The following is a 14820-nucleotide window of genomic DNA, read 5'->3' as shown; positions in this document are numbered from 1 at the left end:
GTTGTCATGAAAGCTCCCGCTTCAGTTCCGCCCGCGCAACCACGGCCTTGTGAACCTCGTCAGGCCCGTCGGAAAAGCGCAGGCTCCGCGCCAGTGCCCACATGCCCGCGAGCGGCAGCGCATGGGACATGCCTTCCGCTCCAAAGGACTGGATCGCCATGTCGATAACCCTCGCCATCGCCTCCGGTAAAATGGCTTTCACCGCGGAAATGTCGACGGCGGCGGCTTCCAGCCCGCTCGCGTCAACCTTGGCGGCCACTGAAAGGGCGAAGGCTCTGGACTGGTCGATGGCAATGCGGGAATCGGCAATGCGGCTCATCCAGAGCGCGTCTTCGGAGAGCGGTTTGCCCCGGATCGTTCTGCTAATTAGCCGTTGGCACATCAGTTGCAGCGCCCGCTCTCCACTCCCGACAAGCCGCATGCAGTGGAAGAGACGGGCCGGACCGAGCGACGATTGGACGGTGGCAAGACCTTGTCCTCGAGGGCCGAGAATGTCGTTCTCATCGACTTCGACATCAGAAAAACGGATGTGCGGCATTCCTCCCCGCGCGTCGTTCCCGTAACCGAAGACCGTCGCACTTTCGCCGATAATGATGCCCGATCGCTCGGACGGCAGAAGAATGAGCGAGAGTCTTCTGCGCCTCTTCTCCTCCGGCTCGGTGATGGCAAGTACGATGAGGAGGCGGAGATTCGGGTTCAACGCGCCCAGCGCCCAATGTTTTTCGCCGCTGAGCAGAAATTTCCCGGCATGCGCCCGCCAGGCGGCTCGGATTTCGGTTGGATCTGACGAGGCGACGTCAGGTTCGGTGATGCAAAGCGCCGAAGCCGCCTCTCCAGCGGCAAGCGCCGCCACCCAGCGATCGCGCTGCGCCGGGGTACCGAATCTCCGGATAAGATTTATGACCTCCGCATCAGGATTGAGGCTGCCAATTGCGTCCTGTGCGAGCAAAGGGCTGTGTCCTGTCAATTCTGCGAGTTCGGCGATCTGAACTGTCGAGAAGCCGAACTCGTCTTCCCGAAGCGACGAGAAAAGGTTGAACAGCCCTTCGCGCTCGGCTTCCGCTCGAAGGTGTCGCATTGCCTGCGTCCTGCCATAGCCTTCATCGTCTCCCGGAGCTGGGAGCTGCTTCTCTGCCGGATAGACTTGCGTCGCGATGAAGCGTTTCAGCTTCTCTCTCGTGACGTGGAAAAGGTGATGTTCGGCGCTCATGATATGATCTCTTGCGAAGGGCCAGAGAAATCCCGTACCTTTCTGCGGATTATCTTGCCAGCGTCGTCTCGCGGAAGATTTTTGACGAAAAACACGTCCTTGGGCACCTTGTAGCCCGCTAAACGGCCTCGGACGTGGGCTCGCACGTCTTCCTTCGACAGAACGACACCGGTTTCGCACTTGACGAAAGCTGCGAGGCGTTCGCCGTATTCTGGGTCAGGCAGCCCCACCACGGCGACATCTGCGACGCCTGCCTTGTCGGCGATCACATGCTCGATCTCAGCGGGGTAGATGTTCGTGCCCCCGGAAATGACGATGTCGGCGCGACGATCGGACAGGTAGAGATAGCCGTCTTCATCGAGATAGCCGACATCGCCGGCTGTAATCAGGCCGTCGCGCTCGGCGGCGTCCCGGTCTGCCTGCCTGCCGATATAGGTGAAATCCGGCATGCTCGGCATGCGCATATAGACGTCACCGATTGCGCCAGGCTTCATCACATCTCCGTTCGGCCCGTAGATTCCGACCCGACTGCCTAAGAATGGCCTGCCAACGGTTCCCGGATGAGAAAGCCACTCCTCGCTGTTGCAAAGCACGCACACGCCGGTCTCGCTTGTTCCGAACATTTCCCAGATCACCGGTCCCCACCAGGCGATCATGGCGCGCTTTACGTCGGGGGCGCAGGGTGCGCCCGTGTGGAGAACATGGCGGAGCGAACTCACATCGTAGCGTTCCCGGACCTCCTGCGGCAGCCGGAGCAGACGGACGAACATGGTGGGCACGAGTTGCAGATTCGTGATTCGATGTTCTTCGACGATTGACAGGAGCGTCTCGGCATCGAAGCGCGGAAGAAGGACGACTAGTCCATGCTTGGCAAGGGTGGTTTGAGCGTAAGCTGACGCGAAAACGTGGTAGAGCGGGGTGGTGATGAGGCTTCGCGCACCGTCCTCGATGCCATAAACTGTCTGGAGGTTCTTGAGCCTGTCAACAGACTGTTCCCGTGTGGGCAGCTGTCGAAGAACACCCTTCGGCTTTCCCGTCGTTCCAGAAGTGTAGAAGATCGTTGGCGCCTGAATCGATGGCTTGACGCTCTGCAGGGGTGTGAACCGCGATAGCCAATCCTCATACACGTCGTAATTTTCCGGGACGACAAGTGCCTTGTCCGGAATCTGGAAGGCGTTGACTACCTCCGCAAGCGGCTTCTGCACCACGATTTTCAGCCTATCGGGAAGATCGTTGACAATGCCGCTCAGAAGATCTGTCTGCGCGAAGAGCACTTTGGCACGGCTATCCTCCAGCACATACCGCACCTCCGATCCCAGCCAGGCCGTGTTGAGCGGGACCACTGTCGCCCCGACACGGGCCGCGCCCATCGACATCTCGACTACGGCGGGAGTGTTGCGCACATAAATCGCGATGACGTCGCCTGTTCCGACACCCATGCTATGGAGCCCGGCCGCGACGCGCGCAGCGCGCTCGCCGAGATCTGTAGACGAGACGAACCGCTCGCCGATAAGGACGCCAGTGCGGTCCTCGTGCGCCGCGCCGCCGAGCTTGTTCATTGACCGTCTCCCTGACCTGAATATCTGCTCATCGGTGTCTCGCCCTGGTTCTCCAGTTCACGCAGGAGGAAGCCGCGCCGTTTCAACCACCACCCTGCTTCCTTGTTCCATGCCGAAAAATTCTCTCCCGACAGGGCATTGCGCGCATGGTGCGGCCAGTTCGGATTGAAGAGTGCCTCGCGGCCAATCGCGACAATATCCGCGTCGCCGGCCTCAAGAATCGCCTCCGCCTGAAAAGGATCGACGATCAGGCCAACCGTCGCGACAAGCCCGCCCGTTTCGGCGCGCAAGACGCGGGAGTACGGGGCGTGAAAGGCATAACCACGCCGGATGCGCGTGTCACTTTTGCGATCCCCGGTCGCGCCGCCGGAAGAACAGTCGATGACATCGACGCCTCGCGCGAGAAGGCCACGACAAAAGACCACAGAATCGTCCAGCGTCCAGCCACCTTCGATGCCGTCGAGCGCCGAAAGGCGGTAGAAGATCGCAATCTCATCCGGGATTGCCGCACGGATTGCGTCAACGACCTCGTAACAATAGCGCATCCGATTCTCAATCGGACCGCCATAGAGGTCCGTGCGATGGTTGGCTAGCGGCGACAAAAAGGAATGCAGCAGGTAGCCGTGGGCGCCATGGAGGTCGATAATCTGGAAACCCGCGTCTGCCGCCCGCCGCGCTGCATTCGCCCACAGCACCACGCTTGCCTGGATATCCGCAGCCGACATTTCCATGGGCAAGGGCCACTCAGGACCGGCGGCAACAGCGCTCGGCCCGATCACAGCCCAAGGAGGGCTTCCCCGTTCCGCATCAGCGGCTCCGAGCGGCATGCCGCCCAGCCAGGGAGGATTGATCGACGCCTTTCTTCCTGCATGGACCATTTGGATGCCTGAAACGGAGCCGCAGGACTTTATCAGCGCCGCGCATCGCGCAAGCGGCTCGACATGCATGTCAGACCATAGACCGAGATCACCCCAGCTGTTGCGACCGATAGGCTCTATGGCGGTCGCTTCCATGATCACCATTCCGGCGCCGCCGAGGGCGAAACGACCGACATGGGCGAGATGGTAGTCGCCCGCCAAGCCATCGCTTCCCCCGGCATATTGCTGCATCGGCGAAATCATTACCCGGTTGCGGGCTTCGACGCCGCGAATGCGGAGTGGGGTAAAAAGCGCGGATGTTCCGGGCGCCACGGATTCCGAATTCGCCATCCTAGCTATTGCCGCTCATGCGCCGGCCGCGATGCCTTTAAAGGCCGCCAGGCTGGCTTCGACGCGCATAGCTTCCTGATAGCTGTTCATGCCGGTGACCAGGGCGCCGCGGAGCAGCGCGAGGGTCGAGGGTGGCATCTTGGCAAATTCGCGCGCCTTTGCGACTGCCTCCGCCAGAGCTTCGCCATCGGGCACTTCTTCATCCAGAATCCCGTCCTTCACGGCTTGCTTGGGCGTGAACATGGCGCCTGAGAGCATCAATGCGCGCGCCTTACCGTGCCCGGCCCGCTGGGTCAGGGTCCACATGACGCCAGTATCGGGGATCAGCCCCATCTTAACGAATGTGCAGCCCAGCTTGGCACTTCTCCCCACGACCGCAACGTCGGCGGCGCAAGCGAGCGACAGGCCGGCCCCGATGCAGGAACCCTCGACGGCCGCGACGATCGGCTTGGGTCCGGAGCACATTAGCCGCACCAGATCGCTAGCCACCGCGATCTGGGTTCTCTGTTGAAGGAAGGTGGGCGTTGCGGACATGCCTGAAATATCGCCTCCGGCGCAGAAATGTCCGCCCGCTCCGGTGAGCACGATCGCCCGGCTCCGCTTGTCCTCCTCGAACAAATGGTGGAACGCTTCGGTCAGCGCGTAGCGCATATGAACCGAAAAGGGGTTCCGCCGGTTGGGTTCGTTCATGGTGAGGATGGCGACGTCTCCGTCGGTTTCGATCGTCACCAGGTCTGTTGGATGCTTGTACATAGGCAGGTTCCTGGTCTACTGGGCCGAAAATTCGGGCGGGCGCTTTTCCAGGAAGGCTTTTACGGCCTCCTTGTGGTCTGCGGTCGCGCGCAAGATCGACTGATAATCGATCTCGACATTTAAGGACTCGTTGAGCGAGTGATTGGAGTTGGTCAGCGCCGATTTGATCAGAGCCATCGAAACAGGCGGGTTCTTCGAGAGCGTTTCGGCCAGCGCGAGCGCGTCGGTAAGTGCATGGCCCGGATTGGAAATCTGCGACACAAGCCCGAGGCGATGTCCCTCATCGGCGTCGAACTCGGTCGCTAGTGCAAGAAATTCCGCCGCTTTCGCCCGCCCGATCTTTTGCGGCAGCGTCCAGAGTATGCCAATGTCCGGCAGCAGCCCGACCTTGATGAAGGCGGCGCAGAAACGCGCTGTCTTGGAGGCAACCACAAAATCCGCCGCGCAGGCCAACGAGAGCCCGCCGCCGAAGGCGATCCCTTCCACCGCTGCGATAACGGGTTTGCGGCCCGCCATCATCAGGCGCACAACGGTTGTGGATTCGACATGCAGTTCGCGATACTCGGCGATGCTGCGCTCGCGCATTTCTGAAATGTCGGCGCCAGCGCTGAAATGTTCGCCAGCTCCGGTAAGGACGATCGCCGCAACGGATTCGTCCGCAAGCATCTCCTTGACGAGCCCGTTGAGTTCCTGCCTCAGCTTGCGGGCGATTGCGTTCCTGCGGCTTGGATTGTCGATAGTGAGAATTGCCGTGCGGCCTCGCTTCTCAGCGCGGATTCCCGGAGAGGTGGTGTCCGTCATCATGTCCTCCTATCGTCCGACGAAGTTGGGTGCGCGCTTCTGCAGGAATGCGGCCACGGCTTCGTTATGGTCCTCGCTGAAGCGCAGCAGCGGCTGGACATTGGTTTCCGTCTCAATCGCCTGGTCAAGGGTATCGCTGCCGGTGGCCATCGCGGCCTTCAGCCACGCCAGTGCCAAGGGGGGCATTTGCGCGTAACGCATCGCAGCTGCGACAGCCTTGTCGAGCAACTCGCTCGGATCGGCGAGCTCGTTCGCCAGCCCAATGGCAAGCGCCTCTCCTCCGGTAAAGTGGCGCCCGGTCAGCAGGGCGTGCCGCGCCCGACCGGCGCCGATGCGGCGCCCCAATGTCCAATAGACTGCGCCCTGCGGCAGTTGACCACCAGGCCCCAAGGCGCAGTCGAACACGGTTGCTTCCGTCGCGACAACATAGTCGCAAGCGACGGCAAGCGACATGCCGGCCGCCGCTGCCAGGCCACTGACGACCGCAACAACCGGCCGCCTTCCGACGGTCAAAATCTGAAAGATTTCAAGCGAGAGGACGTCTGCCTCGTCACCGCCGACCGAGAAGGTGTCGCCCCCGCCCATGAGCACGATCGCTCGACATGCAACGGTTTCGCTCGCCTGCTTGAGCGTTTCGAGCAGCGCGTTTTTCGTCACCCTGTCGAGTGAGTTGCGGCTGGTCGAACCTGTCAGCGTGACGACGGCCACAGGTCCGCGCCAGTCGAGGCTGACGAGGTCGGTCTTGGAATGCGGTGCGCCGCTCATTCTCGTTCCTTCTGCAGTATGATCAAATGATCGAAATCTAATGGTTCAGGGTTCAATCGCCGCCAACGGCGAGCGCCGGAGGCGTCACCAGCACGCCCCCGGACTCTAGAAGAGGCGCCGGATCGAATCCGATCTCCTCAAGGATAGACGGTCCTTCCATCGAAGGGCGTAGCGGTTGGCCGGCCACCGTCGGTGTATGGGACAGTTTCGGAATGGGTCCGATGGTTACACTTCGTCCGCCATCGGGATGGGCACGGTCCAGGTATATGCCCCTCCTGGCCGCGCGGGGGTCGGCCATCACCTCGGCAACCGTGCTCAGCGCATATGCACCGATATCGAGAGCCAGAAGCCGTGCCGTCCAGTTGGCCGTGTTATCGAGCGCGAGGCGTGATTCCAAAAACGGCTCCCGCTCTCCCGGAGCGATCTCCGCCAATTCCTCCAGCCCCGGGACCCGGGCCAGGGCGTCGATCTGGTTTTCGCGCGCGGCAAGAAACATCCATCCGTCGGCAGTCCGGTAAGATCTGTCGAGTGGCCCACTGCCGAGTTTCTCTTGCCCGCGCGGCTCGTCCCACCGCTTGCCAGCATATGTGTTCATCACAATGGACTGAAGAAGCGAGGCCGTGAAGACCAGCCCCGTCGAGACATGCTGCCCGCAGCCCTGCCGGCGCTCGCTCCGCATCCGGTTGCGGTGATAGACAGCGAGGGCGACGCCGAACGAGCCTGTCAAGGCCGTGCCATAGTCGTTGATCGGAAAGGGCTCCATTGCCGGAATGCCATCGCCAAAGCGATCCATCATTCCCGTCGCGGCCTGCGCCTGATTTTCATAGCCCGGTCGCCACGCCCAATCGCCGGAGGCACCGTAGAGCGTATAGGAAATATAGATCGCATCAGGATTTCGCTTGCGGATCTGGTCGTAACCAATGCCCATCTTCTCAGCGACGCCGGGGCGGAAATTCTGCAGAAAGAGATCGCAGTCTAAGCTGAGTCGCTCAAGCACCTCCTTGGAACCGGACTTCGTCAGATCCAGGAACATGCTGCGCTTGCCGCGATTGACATCCGGTCCAGCGCCAACGCCATTCGGATCGTCGATTTTTATGACTTCCGCGCCGAACTCGGCGAGCGTCCGGCCACAAGCGGGACCGACGAGAACTGAGCCGAGATCGACCAGACGCAAGCCGGCGAGCGGCGGCCTGGTATCCGGTTCCGCAGTCAGGGGGAGCGCACGTGCGGGTGGGGTGTCCAGTTCTTTCAAAATCTCACTGCGATGCTGGTCCGGCGCAGGTGCCGGCCCAGCAATGAGGCCCGGCGACAGGCTGAGACCGGCTTGGATCCCGGGCTGCAGCATTGGCCCAAGCTGCTTGTCCTCAAGCGCGACGATGCAACCGGATTCACGAGCCTGCGGCAGTTCCATCCACTCCGCACTTGTGCGAACCATGGCGATCGGAACGCCGGCGCACGTTAGAATCTTTTCCCACTGCTCAGCCGGCCGCGTCCTGAACAGCGCCTCCATCCGCGCCAGCAAAACTCGGACCTTGGCAGCATCGGTGCGAAACACCTTGTTAATGTTGTTGACGAAAGGCTGGTCGAGCCAGTCCTCAACTCCCGCCCCGTTGGCAAAGGCTCTGACGTGCTTTGCATGATAGCAGAGCATGTCGAGCCAGCGGCCATCGGCGCACTCATAGCTCCTCACCCATGGCGTACCCGGCAAGCCCTTCCAGCGCGGACTGCCGATAGCGGCGAAAGTCGCGTCGAAGAGCGGCACTTCTATATGCTGCCCCCGTCCGTCCCTCTGCCGAGCCACGAGCGCCATGGCGACGCTAAGAGCACCCATGCAGCCTGCGAAGACAGAGGATACCGGCGTCATCGTGTAGATCGGCCGCCCATCATCTGGCGCTAGCTCCCGCCGGCCCGCATCCGTGCGCAGTCTTTGCGCCTTCAGCATGAAATTTCCGGTCGCGGCACCGAGCAGGCCTTCCCAGGCAGGTATCTGAGCGCGTGCATCGTCGCTACCAAATCCGGGTAGACTGCACCACACGAGGCTCGGATGCTCGGCGAGCAAGGTTTCCGGAGCGAGGCCGAGACGTGTCATCACGCCGGGGCGGAAATTCTCGATCACGACGTCAGCCCTAGCAATCAGGCGGAGCGCGGTTTCGATGTCGTCGGTATTTTTCAGATCGAGGACGATTGATCGTTTGCCTCGATTCCACATGGCATTGGCAGGTGTTTTCCAGCGCGGCCCACCCGGGGGCTCGATGCGGATTACGTCTGCCCCATGATCGGCAAGTTGCATAGCCGCAAGCGGACCGGCGATATACTGCCCGAAGTCGATGACGCGAAGGCCGCTGAGCGTTCCGGCTCTCTCGATGGCCATGTGTTCTTTTCCGTGTTTATACCGCCTGCATGGTAACAAGGTCGGTTTGACGGGCTCAATATGTTTGGCAGCCTGCCGCTGAAATGTCATGTACGTGCTAAAAAGCTGGAATGGCCGTTCCACCGCGGGCACTTCCTTCTTGGAACGAAAGCCTCGTGTTAGGTGCTCACCGGGTACGCGAGACAATTTATCGGCAAGTCCAGTGGACGGAATTGCGCGTGCTTCCGTTCCTTGAGGCAAAATCCATGCAGCAGGCCCCAGCTAAAACAATTCGAACGGATTTTACCGATCTCATGGGTATCCGCTTCCCTATCATCAACGCAGGAATGGGATGGGTGTCGCTGCCAAAAATGGTGGCCGCAGTCTCGAACGCAGGCGGCCTCGGCATACTTGGCGCTGGTGTTCAGCCTCCATCGGTGGTGGCGGACCAGATTCGCGAAATCCGGGAATTGACGGAGAAGCCGTTCGGCATAAATTGCCCGCTCGCCATGCCGAACGCAGTAGACAACGCGAAATTGGCCCTGAAGGAGCAGGTGCCTGTGATCAACTACTCAATGGGTCGCGGCGACTGGATCGCTGAGGGCGCAACGCGCTATGGGGGAAAAACGATTGCGTCGGTGAATTCGGTCAAACTCGCACGCAGCGCACAGGAACGCGGTGCGGATGCCATCATTGCCACCGGCTATGAGGCCGCCGGTCATGCAGGCGAGATCGGGACTTTCGTTCTCGTGCCGCGCCTCGCCGAACTGCTCGATATCCCGGTCATCGCCGCTGGAGGGGTCACCAGCGGCGCGGGCCTTCTTGGAGCGCTTGCGCTCGGCGCTAGCGGCGTTTCGCTCGGTACCCGCTTCGCAACGGCCACCGAGAGCACATGGCACGAGAACTTCAAGAAGGCAGCGATCGAAAGAGACGTACATGACACGCTGATTTCGGAAAAATTCGGTGGCTCGCCCAACCGGCTGATGCGTACCGAACAGGCCGAAAAGATATTGAGATCACAAGTTAATCCATTTCACGCTCTTCTCTATTCGTTTCAAATCGCGAGGGAGATGGACATTCCGCTTACCCGAGTTGCGCTCGACGCTGTCCGCCAAGGTCCCAAACGCGTATTTGAGATGATCAGCATGGCGTCTATGCAGCGCTACAACAAGCTGAGCTTCGAGGGAGATGTCGGACAAGGAACCGTCCACGCTGGGCAGAGTATCGGCCTCATCCACGACACGTTGGAAGTGGCGGAAATCATCCGACGCATTATTACGGAGGCAGAAGATGCATTGGCCCGATTGAACGGAATCTTCCCCGAAAGAAGCGGGGAGTGAACGGCAGACACGGCGCTCAGAAATGTGTTTACGGAACTTACGCTTACCGCCGAGCTTGATCTCCTGGCTCGTTAAGGAGTGATCCGGGAAGCCTACGATGGAAGACGCATGCAATGATGAACCGAGGGATCCTTGTAACCTGGACGGTGAGGGGGCTACGGCCTACCGAAATATCCAGCCGCCATTGACCGACATGACCGACCCGGTAACGTAGCCTGCCTCGGGGGAGGCGAGGTACGACACCGCCGCTGCAACCTCGAAGGGGAGACCGGGCCGTCCGAGCGGCAGGATCTGCTTGATGCGAGCCTTCCGCGCCTCATCGAAGGTGCCCGTTAGACCGGTATCCTCGATCATGCCGGGCGCGACCGCGTTGACGGTGATATCGCGCGCGGCAAGTTCGCGGGCGAGCGCCATGGTCAGCCCGTTAAGGCCTGCCTTGGATGCGCTGTAAGCGAGCAGTCCGGGAACACTGCCGCCATTGTAGGAAACGGTCGAAGACAGGTTGATGATACGGCCGCCAGGCGAGCGGATAATCGGCGCCAGCTCCTGGGAAACCATCATTGTCCCCTTCAGATTCACGGCGAAGGTCTCGTCCCATATCCGGTCCATGTCCTCCGACGGTGTTTCCAGCGATGTCGTTTTCATGATGCCGGCATTGTTGATGAGAGCCACGATCTGTCCGTAGCGGCGGCCAATGTCAGCGGCCAGCACCTTGACGCCCGCCCGCTCGCTGACGTCGGCAACGATGTAATCTACACCGGCGCCGATTTCGGCGCAGGCGGCCTCCAGCTTCGCTTTGTCCCGCGAGACGATCGTAATGTCGAAGCCATCAGCCTTGAGACGCTTGGCGATCCCCAGTCCGATGCCCGTCGCCCCGCCTGTGATGATAGCTCGGCCTTTTCCTTCCTCGGTCATCCTGTCCTCACATCAATCCGAGAAACTTCTTGGTCTCGTCGTCGAGCGTGCTGTTGTAGGGCTTCGCCTCCGAAAGGTCGAAGATCTTGTCCTTGTTGTTGACGAAGTCTTCGAGCGTCGCAACATGCGAGGGATCGACCACGTGCCCCTTTCCCTTCATCAATTTCAGCACCGTGAAATAGCCCGCGCCGGCTGCTACGATCTCGCCGTTGACGTCGCATTCCTCGCTGGAGAGCCAGGCGACCGCCGGCGACACCTGTTCAGGCTTGGACAGATCAAAGAGCTTCTGCTCGATGATGCCTTCGGTCATACGGGTGCCGGCGACCGGCGAAATCATGTTGACCTTGATGTTCGACTTGGCCCCTTCGAACTTCAAGTTGTTCATCAGCCCCATCATGCCGGTTTTGGCGGCGCCATAGTTTGATTGTCCGTAGGAGCCGACGAGGCCGGAACCGGAACTCGTGAAGACAACGCGGCCGTATTTCTGCTCCAAGAGATGCGGCCAAGCCGCCTTGGTGACGTAAACGGTTCCAAGAAGGTGAACGTTCAGGACGATCTCGAATTCCTCGAGCGTCATCTTGACGAAGCTCTTGTCACGCAGGATGCCGGCATTGTTGACGACGATGTCGATCTTTCCAAAGGCGTCGATCGCGGTCTGGACGATGGAAGCAGCGCCCTCGCGATCCGATACGCTTGCATAATTGGCGACGGCTTCGCCACCGGCAGCCGTGATCTCGGCCACAACTTTGTCGGCGGCGGCTCCGTCGCCACCCTTCCCATCGACGCTGCCGCCGGGATCGTTGACCACCACCTTCGCCCCGTGAGCGGCTAGAAGATGCGCATGGGCCCGGCCAAGACCCGCGCCGGCACCTGTCACGATGGCCACCCGGCCGTCAAAGCGTATCGTCATCAGCAGCGTCTCCTCGAACAACAGATCATGAAGGCCGCGTGGGGCGGCCAAAATTATCCTCGTTCATGGCCGGAGCGATGATCTGTTGTCCATCCATTCTGCGGCAACGACGCATATATGTTTGCTATCGAAAAAGCCTTCGGTTCCAGTTCCGGATTCCGCAAAATGAAGGTTCGAATAGGGAGGTACCATGACCCAGAGCTACAATATTGCGGTGGAGGACGGCATCGCGACCGTGACGTTGAACCGCCCGGAGGTCCTTAACGCCATCAACGACAGCATCATCTTTCCGTTGATCGAAGACCTCGAAAAAATCGCCCAGGACCCTGCGATCCGCGTCGTTATCCTTACCGGCGCGGGGCGCGCCTTCAGTGCCGGCGGCGATGTCAAGGCGATGAAGGGCAACGCCAATCCGATGTCTTACGAAGACCGTGTCGGTTTGCTTCGTCGGCGCCACGAACTTTCACGCGTTCTCTACGAATTTCCGAAGGTGACGATCGCCATGGTCAACGGGGTAGCGGCGGGGGCCGGTTTCGCGCTTTCGCTCGCCTGCGATTTTCGCCTCGCGGCGCGTTCCGCGAAATTCGTCACCAGTTTCGTTACCGTCGGTTTTGCTGGCGATTTCGGCGGCACCTATTTCCTGACGCGCCTGCTCGGTCCCAGCAAAGCGAAGGAGCTTTTCCTGACCTCCGAGAAGCTGGATGCGGAGCGCGCGCTTTCGCTGGGAATTGTCTCGAAGGTTGTTGAGGACGATGCGCTGGTTGCGGAGACTCGTGCATTCGCAAGGACCTTTGCGGATGGCGCGGTGCTTGCCCACGGATACATCAAGCGGAATTTCCGGGCGGCAGAGACGGGCACGCTACAAGACGTTCTGGACCTTGAGGCGTTCCACCAGATCCGCCTTGCAGTCAGCGAAGACCATACGGAGGCCGTTAATGCCTTCCAGGAAAAGCGGCGGCCTGTGTTCAAGGGGCGCTGACGCCAACGCATTGGGAGGAAGCCATGGCAAGACTGGAGGGGAAAGTCGCGATCATCACGGGGGGCGGGGCAGGGATTGGCCGTTCCGCCGTCGACATTTTTGCTCGCGAGGGCGCACAGGTCGTAATCGCCGAAGTGAACGGCGATTTTGGTCGTGACGCAACTGAGCAGCAGGCGAAAGCCGGACGGGATGCGACCTTCGTCCATACGGACATCACGGATCCCGACAGCGTTGAGGCTGCCGTTAGAGCTGCCGTCTCGACCTACGGCCGGATCGATATCCTCTACAACAATGCTGGCGCTTCCCTTGCCGGCGACAGCCCAACCGAGCGCGGCGACATAGACGTCTTCTGGAAGACTCTACAGCTCAATCTCTTCGGCACCTGGCTGATGTGCCGCGCTGCCATCCCTCAACTCCGGGCGGCCGGCGGTGGCGCGATCGTTAACACGACGTCTATCGCGGGTCTTGTCGGCTTAAGCAATATCGATGCTTACAGCTCCGCCAAAGGCGGGATCATCGCGCTGACGCGTGCGCTGGCCCTCCAACTGGCCGAGGATAAAATCCGGGTCAATGCGGTTGCACCGACGCGCACTCTTACCGAAAGGGCCATGAAGGTGGACGCCGCCCGACCGACAGGCGGAGCCGGCGACCGCAATCGTCTAGGCGATGCCCGGCCTGAGGATATCGCTAACGCCGCGCTTTTTCTCGCCTCGGACGAGGCCGCGCGGATCACCGGCCACACACTCCCTGTCGACAGCGGTTTTACCATGTCTTGAACCGAACGCGGCTGAACGCCGGTGAAGGCCGGCTTGCGTTTCTAAAAATGCGGCCTTGGCTTCAGGATGGTCTTCGGCGGCGATGAGAATGGGCTTTACGTCGAGTTCCAGCCTCAGCACGTTATCGAGCCCTTATGACTATGCCGACTTGAGCAGCGCCAAGGCGAACGACGGAAACTCCGAGAAAAGGGCTGCGATCTCGCGTGCCTCCACCAGTACCTGACCAAGCGGGCGCGGCCAGTTTGTCGGCCAGCCGCATAAGCGCAATGGAAATAGGTTCCGCCGTCCGGACCGTTGAAGGTCAGCACCACAATCGAGCCGTCGCGCTGGATGAGCAGCTTTCAGGCATTTGTCTCTCCTTCCGCAACGGGGAGGGGAGACGGCGATGTCGCGACGCTCGCGTCGAGGGTTTCCAGAAGCACGGCGTTGACGGCGGCAGCTGCCTCGTACTGCACCCAGTGTCCCGCGTCCGGGATGACAACAGAGCGGCCCGGCGGCCGGCGGCGGGAAAGATAGTCTATTCTTTCGTCCAGATACCTGCGCACGAGCGCGTCCTCACGGCCCCAGATTGCCGTGATCGCTCCGGCATGCCGATCGAGGCAGCATTTCATGTCCGCTGCGAGTGCTGCATTTCGATTGTTGACGATGGTGTTTTCGACGTTGTCGGCTTGGATGGCGATGGACAAAGGATCTATCGCTTCCGGGTTGTGAAGCATGAGAACTGATAGATTGTTGGCGTGTATGGCGCGGCGCGCGAGTGGATCGGGTACTTCCTGCCAGCGTTTCAGGGAGTGGGTCAGCATATTGACCCGTCCAAAACCAGACGTTCCGATGAGGAATAGATGCCGCACGCGATCCGGATGAGCGTCGAGCACATAGGCAGCGATCATCGATCCAAGAGAGAATCCCGCAAGAAAATAGCGGCCGGAAATGCCCAGCTCGTCCACGCCAGCGGCAATCGCGGCGGCGAGGTCTTCCATCGTGTCGCCGGCAGGCGCCGATCCTCCCATGCCGGGCAGGTTGGGCACGTAGACCCGGTATCTGTTGGCAAGCTGCGGAATATTGCCGATCCAGTGTTTCCACGAGCCATGGCCACCATGCAGCAGCACGACGGGTTCGCCATCGCCCCAGACCCGCCAGACGAGACTTCCATTGAGCGTCCTCGTCGTCGCGTGGCTTGCCTGCGCGTCGAGGTCGGCAATCAGGCGGGCAGGATCATCCATAGGGAGCTCCTACAGCGCCTTTTCAAGCTCG

General features: G+C 60.7%; 13 protein-coding genes. 3 read left to right on the top strand and 10 right to left on the bottom strand.

Features of this window, described 5'->3' with window-relative positions; all coding sequences use genetic code 11:
* Positions 1-4 precede the first annotated feature (4 nt).
* The 7 genes from ICI42_RS22090 to ICI42_RS22060 are packed head-to-tail and all read right to left on the bottom strand — an operon-like array spanning position 5 to position 8799.
* Positions 5-1210, bottom strand: coding sequence for an acyl-CoA dehydrogenase family protein (locus tag ICI42_RS22090; protein ID WP_188166777.1), 1206 nt, complete (start codon positions 1208-1210; stop codon positions 5-7).
* Positions 1207-2769 carry an AMP-binding protein gene (locus ICI42_RS22085; RefSeq protein WP_188166776.1) on the bottom strand — a complete coding sequence of 521 codons (1563 nt, stop codon included), beginning with the start codon at positions 2767-2769 and terminating at the stop codon, positions 1207-1209. The genes ICI42_RS22090 and ICI42_RS22085 overlap by 4 nt, the downstream gene beginning before the upstream one ends.
* On the bottom strand, positions 2766-3977 hold the full coding sequence (locus tag ICI42_RS22080) for an NADH:flavin oxidoreductase/NADH oxidase (protein WP_188166775.1): 1212 nt from the start codon (positions 3975-3977) through the stop codon (positions 2766-2768). Before ICI42_RS22080 ends, ICI42_RS22085 begins: the two co-directional genes overlap by 4 nt.
* Before the next feature lie 15 nt (positions 3978-3992).
* Entirely contained in the window at positions 3993-4730 is a 738-nt protein-coding gene (locus tag ICI42_RS22075) for an enoyl-CoA hydratase/isomerase family protein (protein ID WP_188166774.1), read from the bottom strand.
* A 15-nt stretch (positions 4731-4745) separates the two neighbouring features.
* Positions 4746-5531, bottom strand: a complete 786-nt coding sequence (locus ICI42_RS22070) for an enoyl-CoA hydratase/isomerase family protein (RefSeq protein WP_188166773.1) — start codon at positions 5529-5531, stop codon at positions 4746-4748.
* Positions 5532-5540: 9 nt separating this feature from the next.
* Entirely contained in the window at positions 5541-6296 is a 756-nt protein-coding gene (locus tag ICI42_RS22065; RefSeq protein ID WP_188166772.1) for an enoyl-CoA hydratase/isomerase family protein, read from the bottom strand.
* Positions 6297-6348: 52 nt separating this feature from the next.
* On the bottom strand, positions 6349-8799 hold the full coding sequence (locus ICI42_RS22060; RefSeq protein ID WP_188166771.1) for a CaiB/BaiF CoA transferase family protein: 2451 nt from the start codon (positions 8797-8799) through the stop codon (positions 6349-6351).
* Here ICI42_RS22060 and ICI42_RS22055 point away from each other — a divergent pair.
* Positions 8778-9986, top strand: a complete 1209-nt coding sequence (locus tag ICI42_RS22055) for an NAD(P)H-dependent flavin oxidoreductase (protein WP_210317463.1) — start codon at positions 8778-8780, stop codon at positions 9984-9986. The genes ICI42_RS22060 and ICI42_RS22055 overlap by 22 nt on opposite strands.
* Positions 9987-10148: 162 nt before the next feature.
* Here the strand turns inward: ICI42_RS22055 and ICI42_RS22050 are convergent, their stop codons facing one another.
* A complete protein-coding gene (locus ICI42_RS22050) occupies positions 10149-10901 on the bottom strand; it encodes an SDR family NAD(P)-dependent oxidoreductase (RefSeq protein ID WP_188166769.1) in 753 nt (250 codons plus the stop codon).
* A 7-nt stretch (positions 10902-10908) separates the two neighbouring features.
* Entirely contained in the window at positions 10909-11811 is a 903-nt protein-coding gene (locus ICI42_RS22045) for an SDR family oxidoreductase (RefSeq protein WP_210317461.1), read from the bottom strand.
* Positions 11812-12001: 190 nt separating this feature from the next.
* Between ICI42_RS22045 and ICI42_RS22040 the strand changes: the two genes are divergently transcribed.
* Positions 12002-12790 carry an enoyl-CoA hydratase/isomerase family protein gene (locus ICI42_RS22040; protein WP_188166768.1) on the top strand — a complete coding sequence of 263 codons (789 nt, stop codon included), beginning with the start codon at positions 12002-12004 and terminating at the stop codon, positions 12788-12790.
* A 23-nt stretch (positions 12791-12813) separates the two neighbouring features.
* Entirely contained in the window at positions 12814-13566 is a 753-nt protein-coding gene (locus ICI42_RS22035; protein ID WP_188166767.1) for an SDR family NAD(P)-dependent oxidoreductase, read from the top strand.
* A gap of 341 nt (positions 13567-13907) precedes the next feature.
* Here the strand turns inward: ICI42_RS22035 and ICI42_RS22030 are convergent, their stop codons facing one another.
* The gene (locus ICI42_RS22030) at positions 13908-14789 is read right to left on the bottom strand and encodes an alpha/beta fold hydrolase (RefSeq protein WP_188166766.1); all 882 of its coding nucleotides are present in this window, start codon (positions 14787-14789) and stop codon (positions 13908-13910) included.
* Between the last annotated feature and the right edge of the window lie 31 nt (positions 14790-14820).

Source organism: Oryzicola mucosus, from assembly GCF_014534685.1.
Classification (GTDB): Bacteria; Pseudomonadota; Alphaproteobacteria; order Rhizobiales; family Rhizobiaceae; genus Oryzicola; species Oryzicola mucosus.
This window is presented reverse-complemented; position numbering and strand designations above follow the sequence as displayed.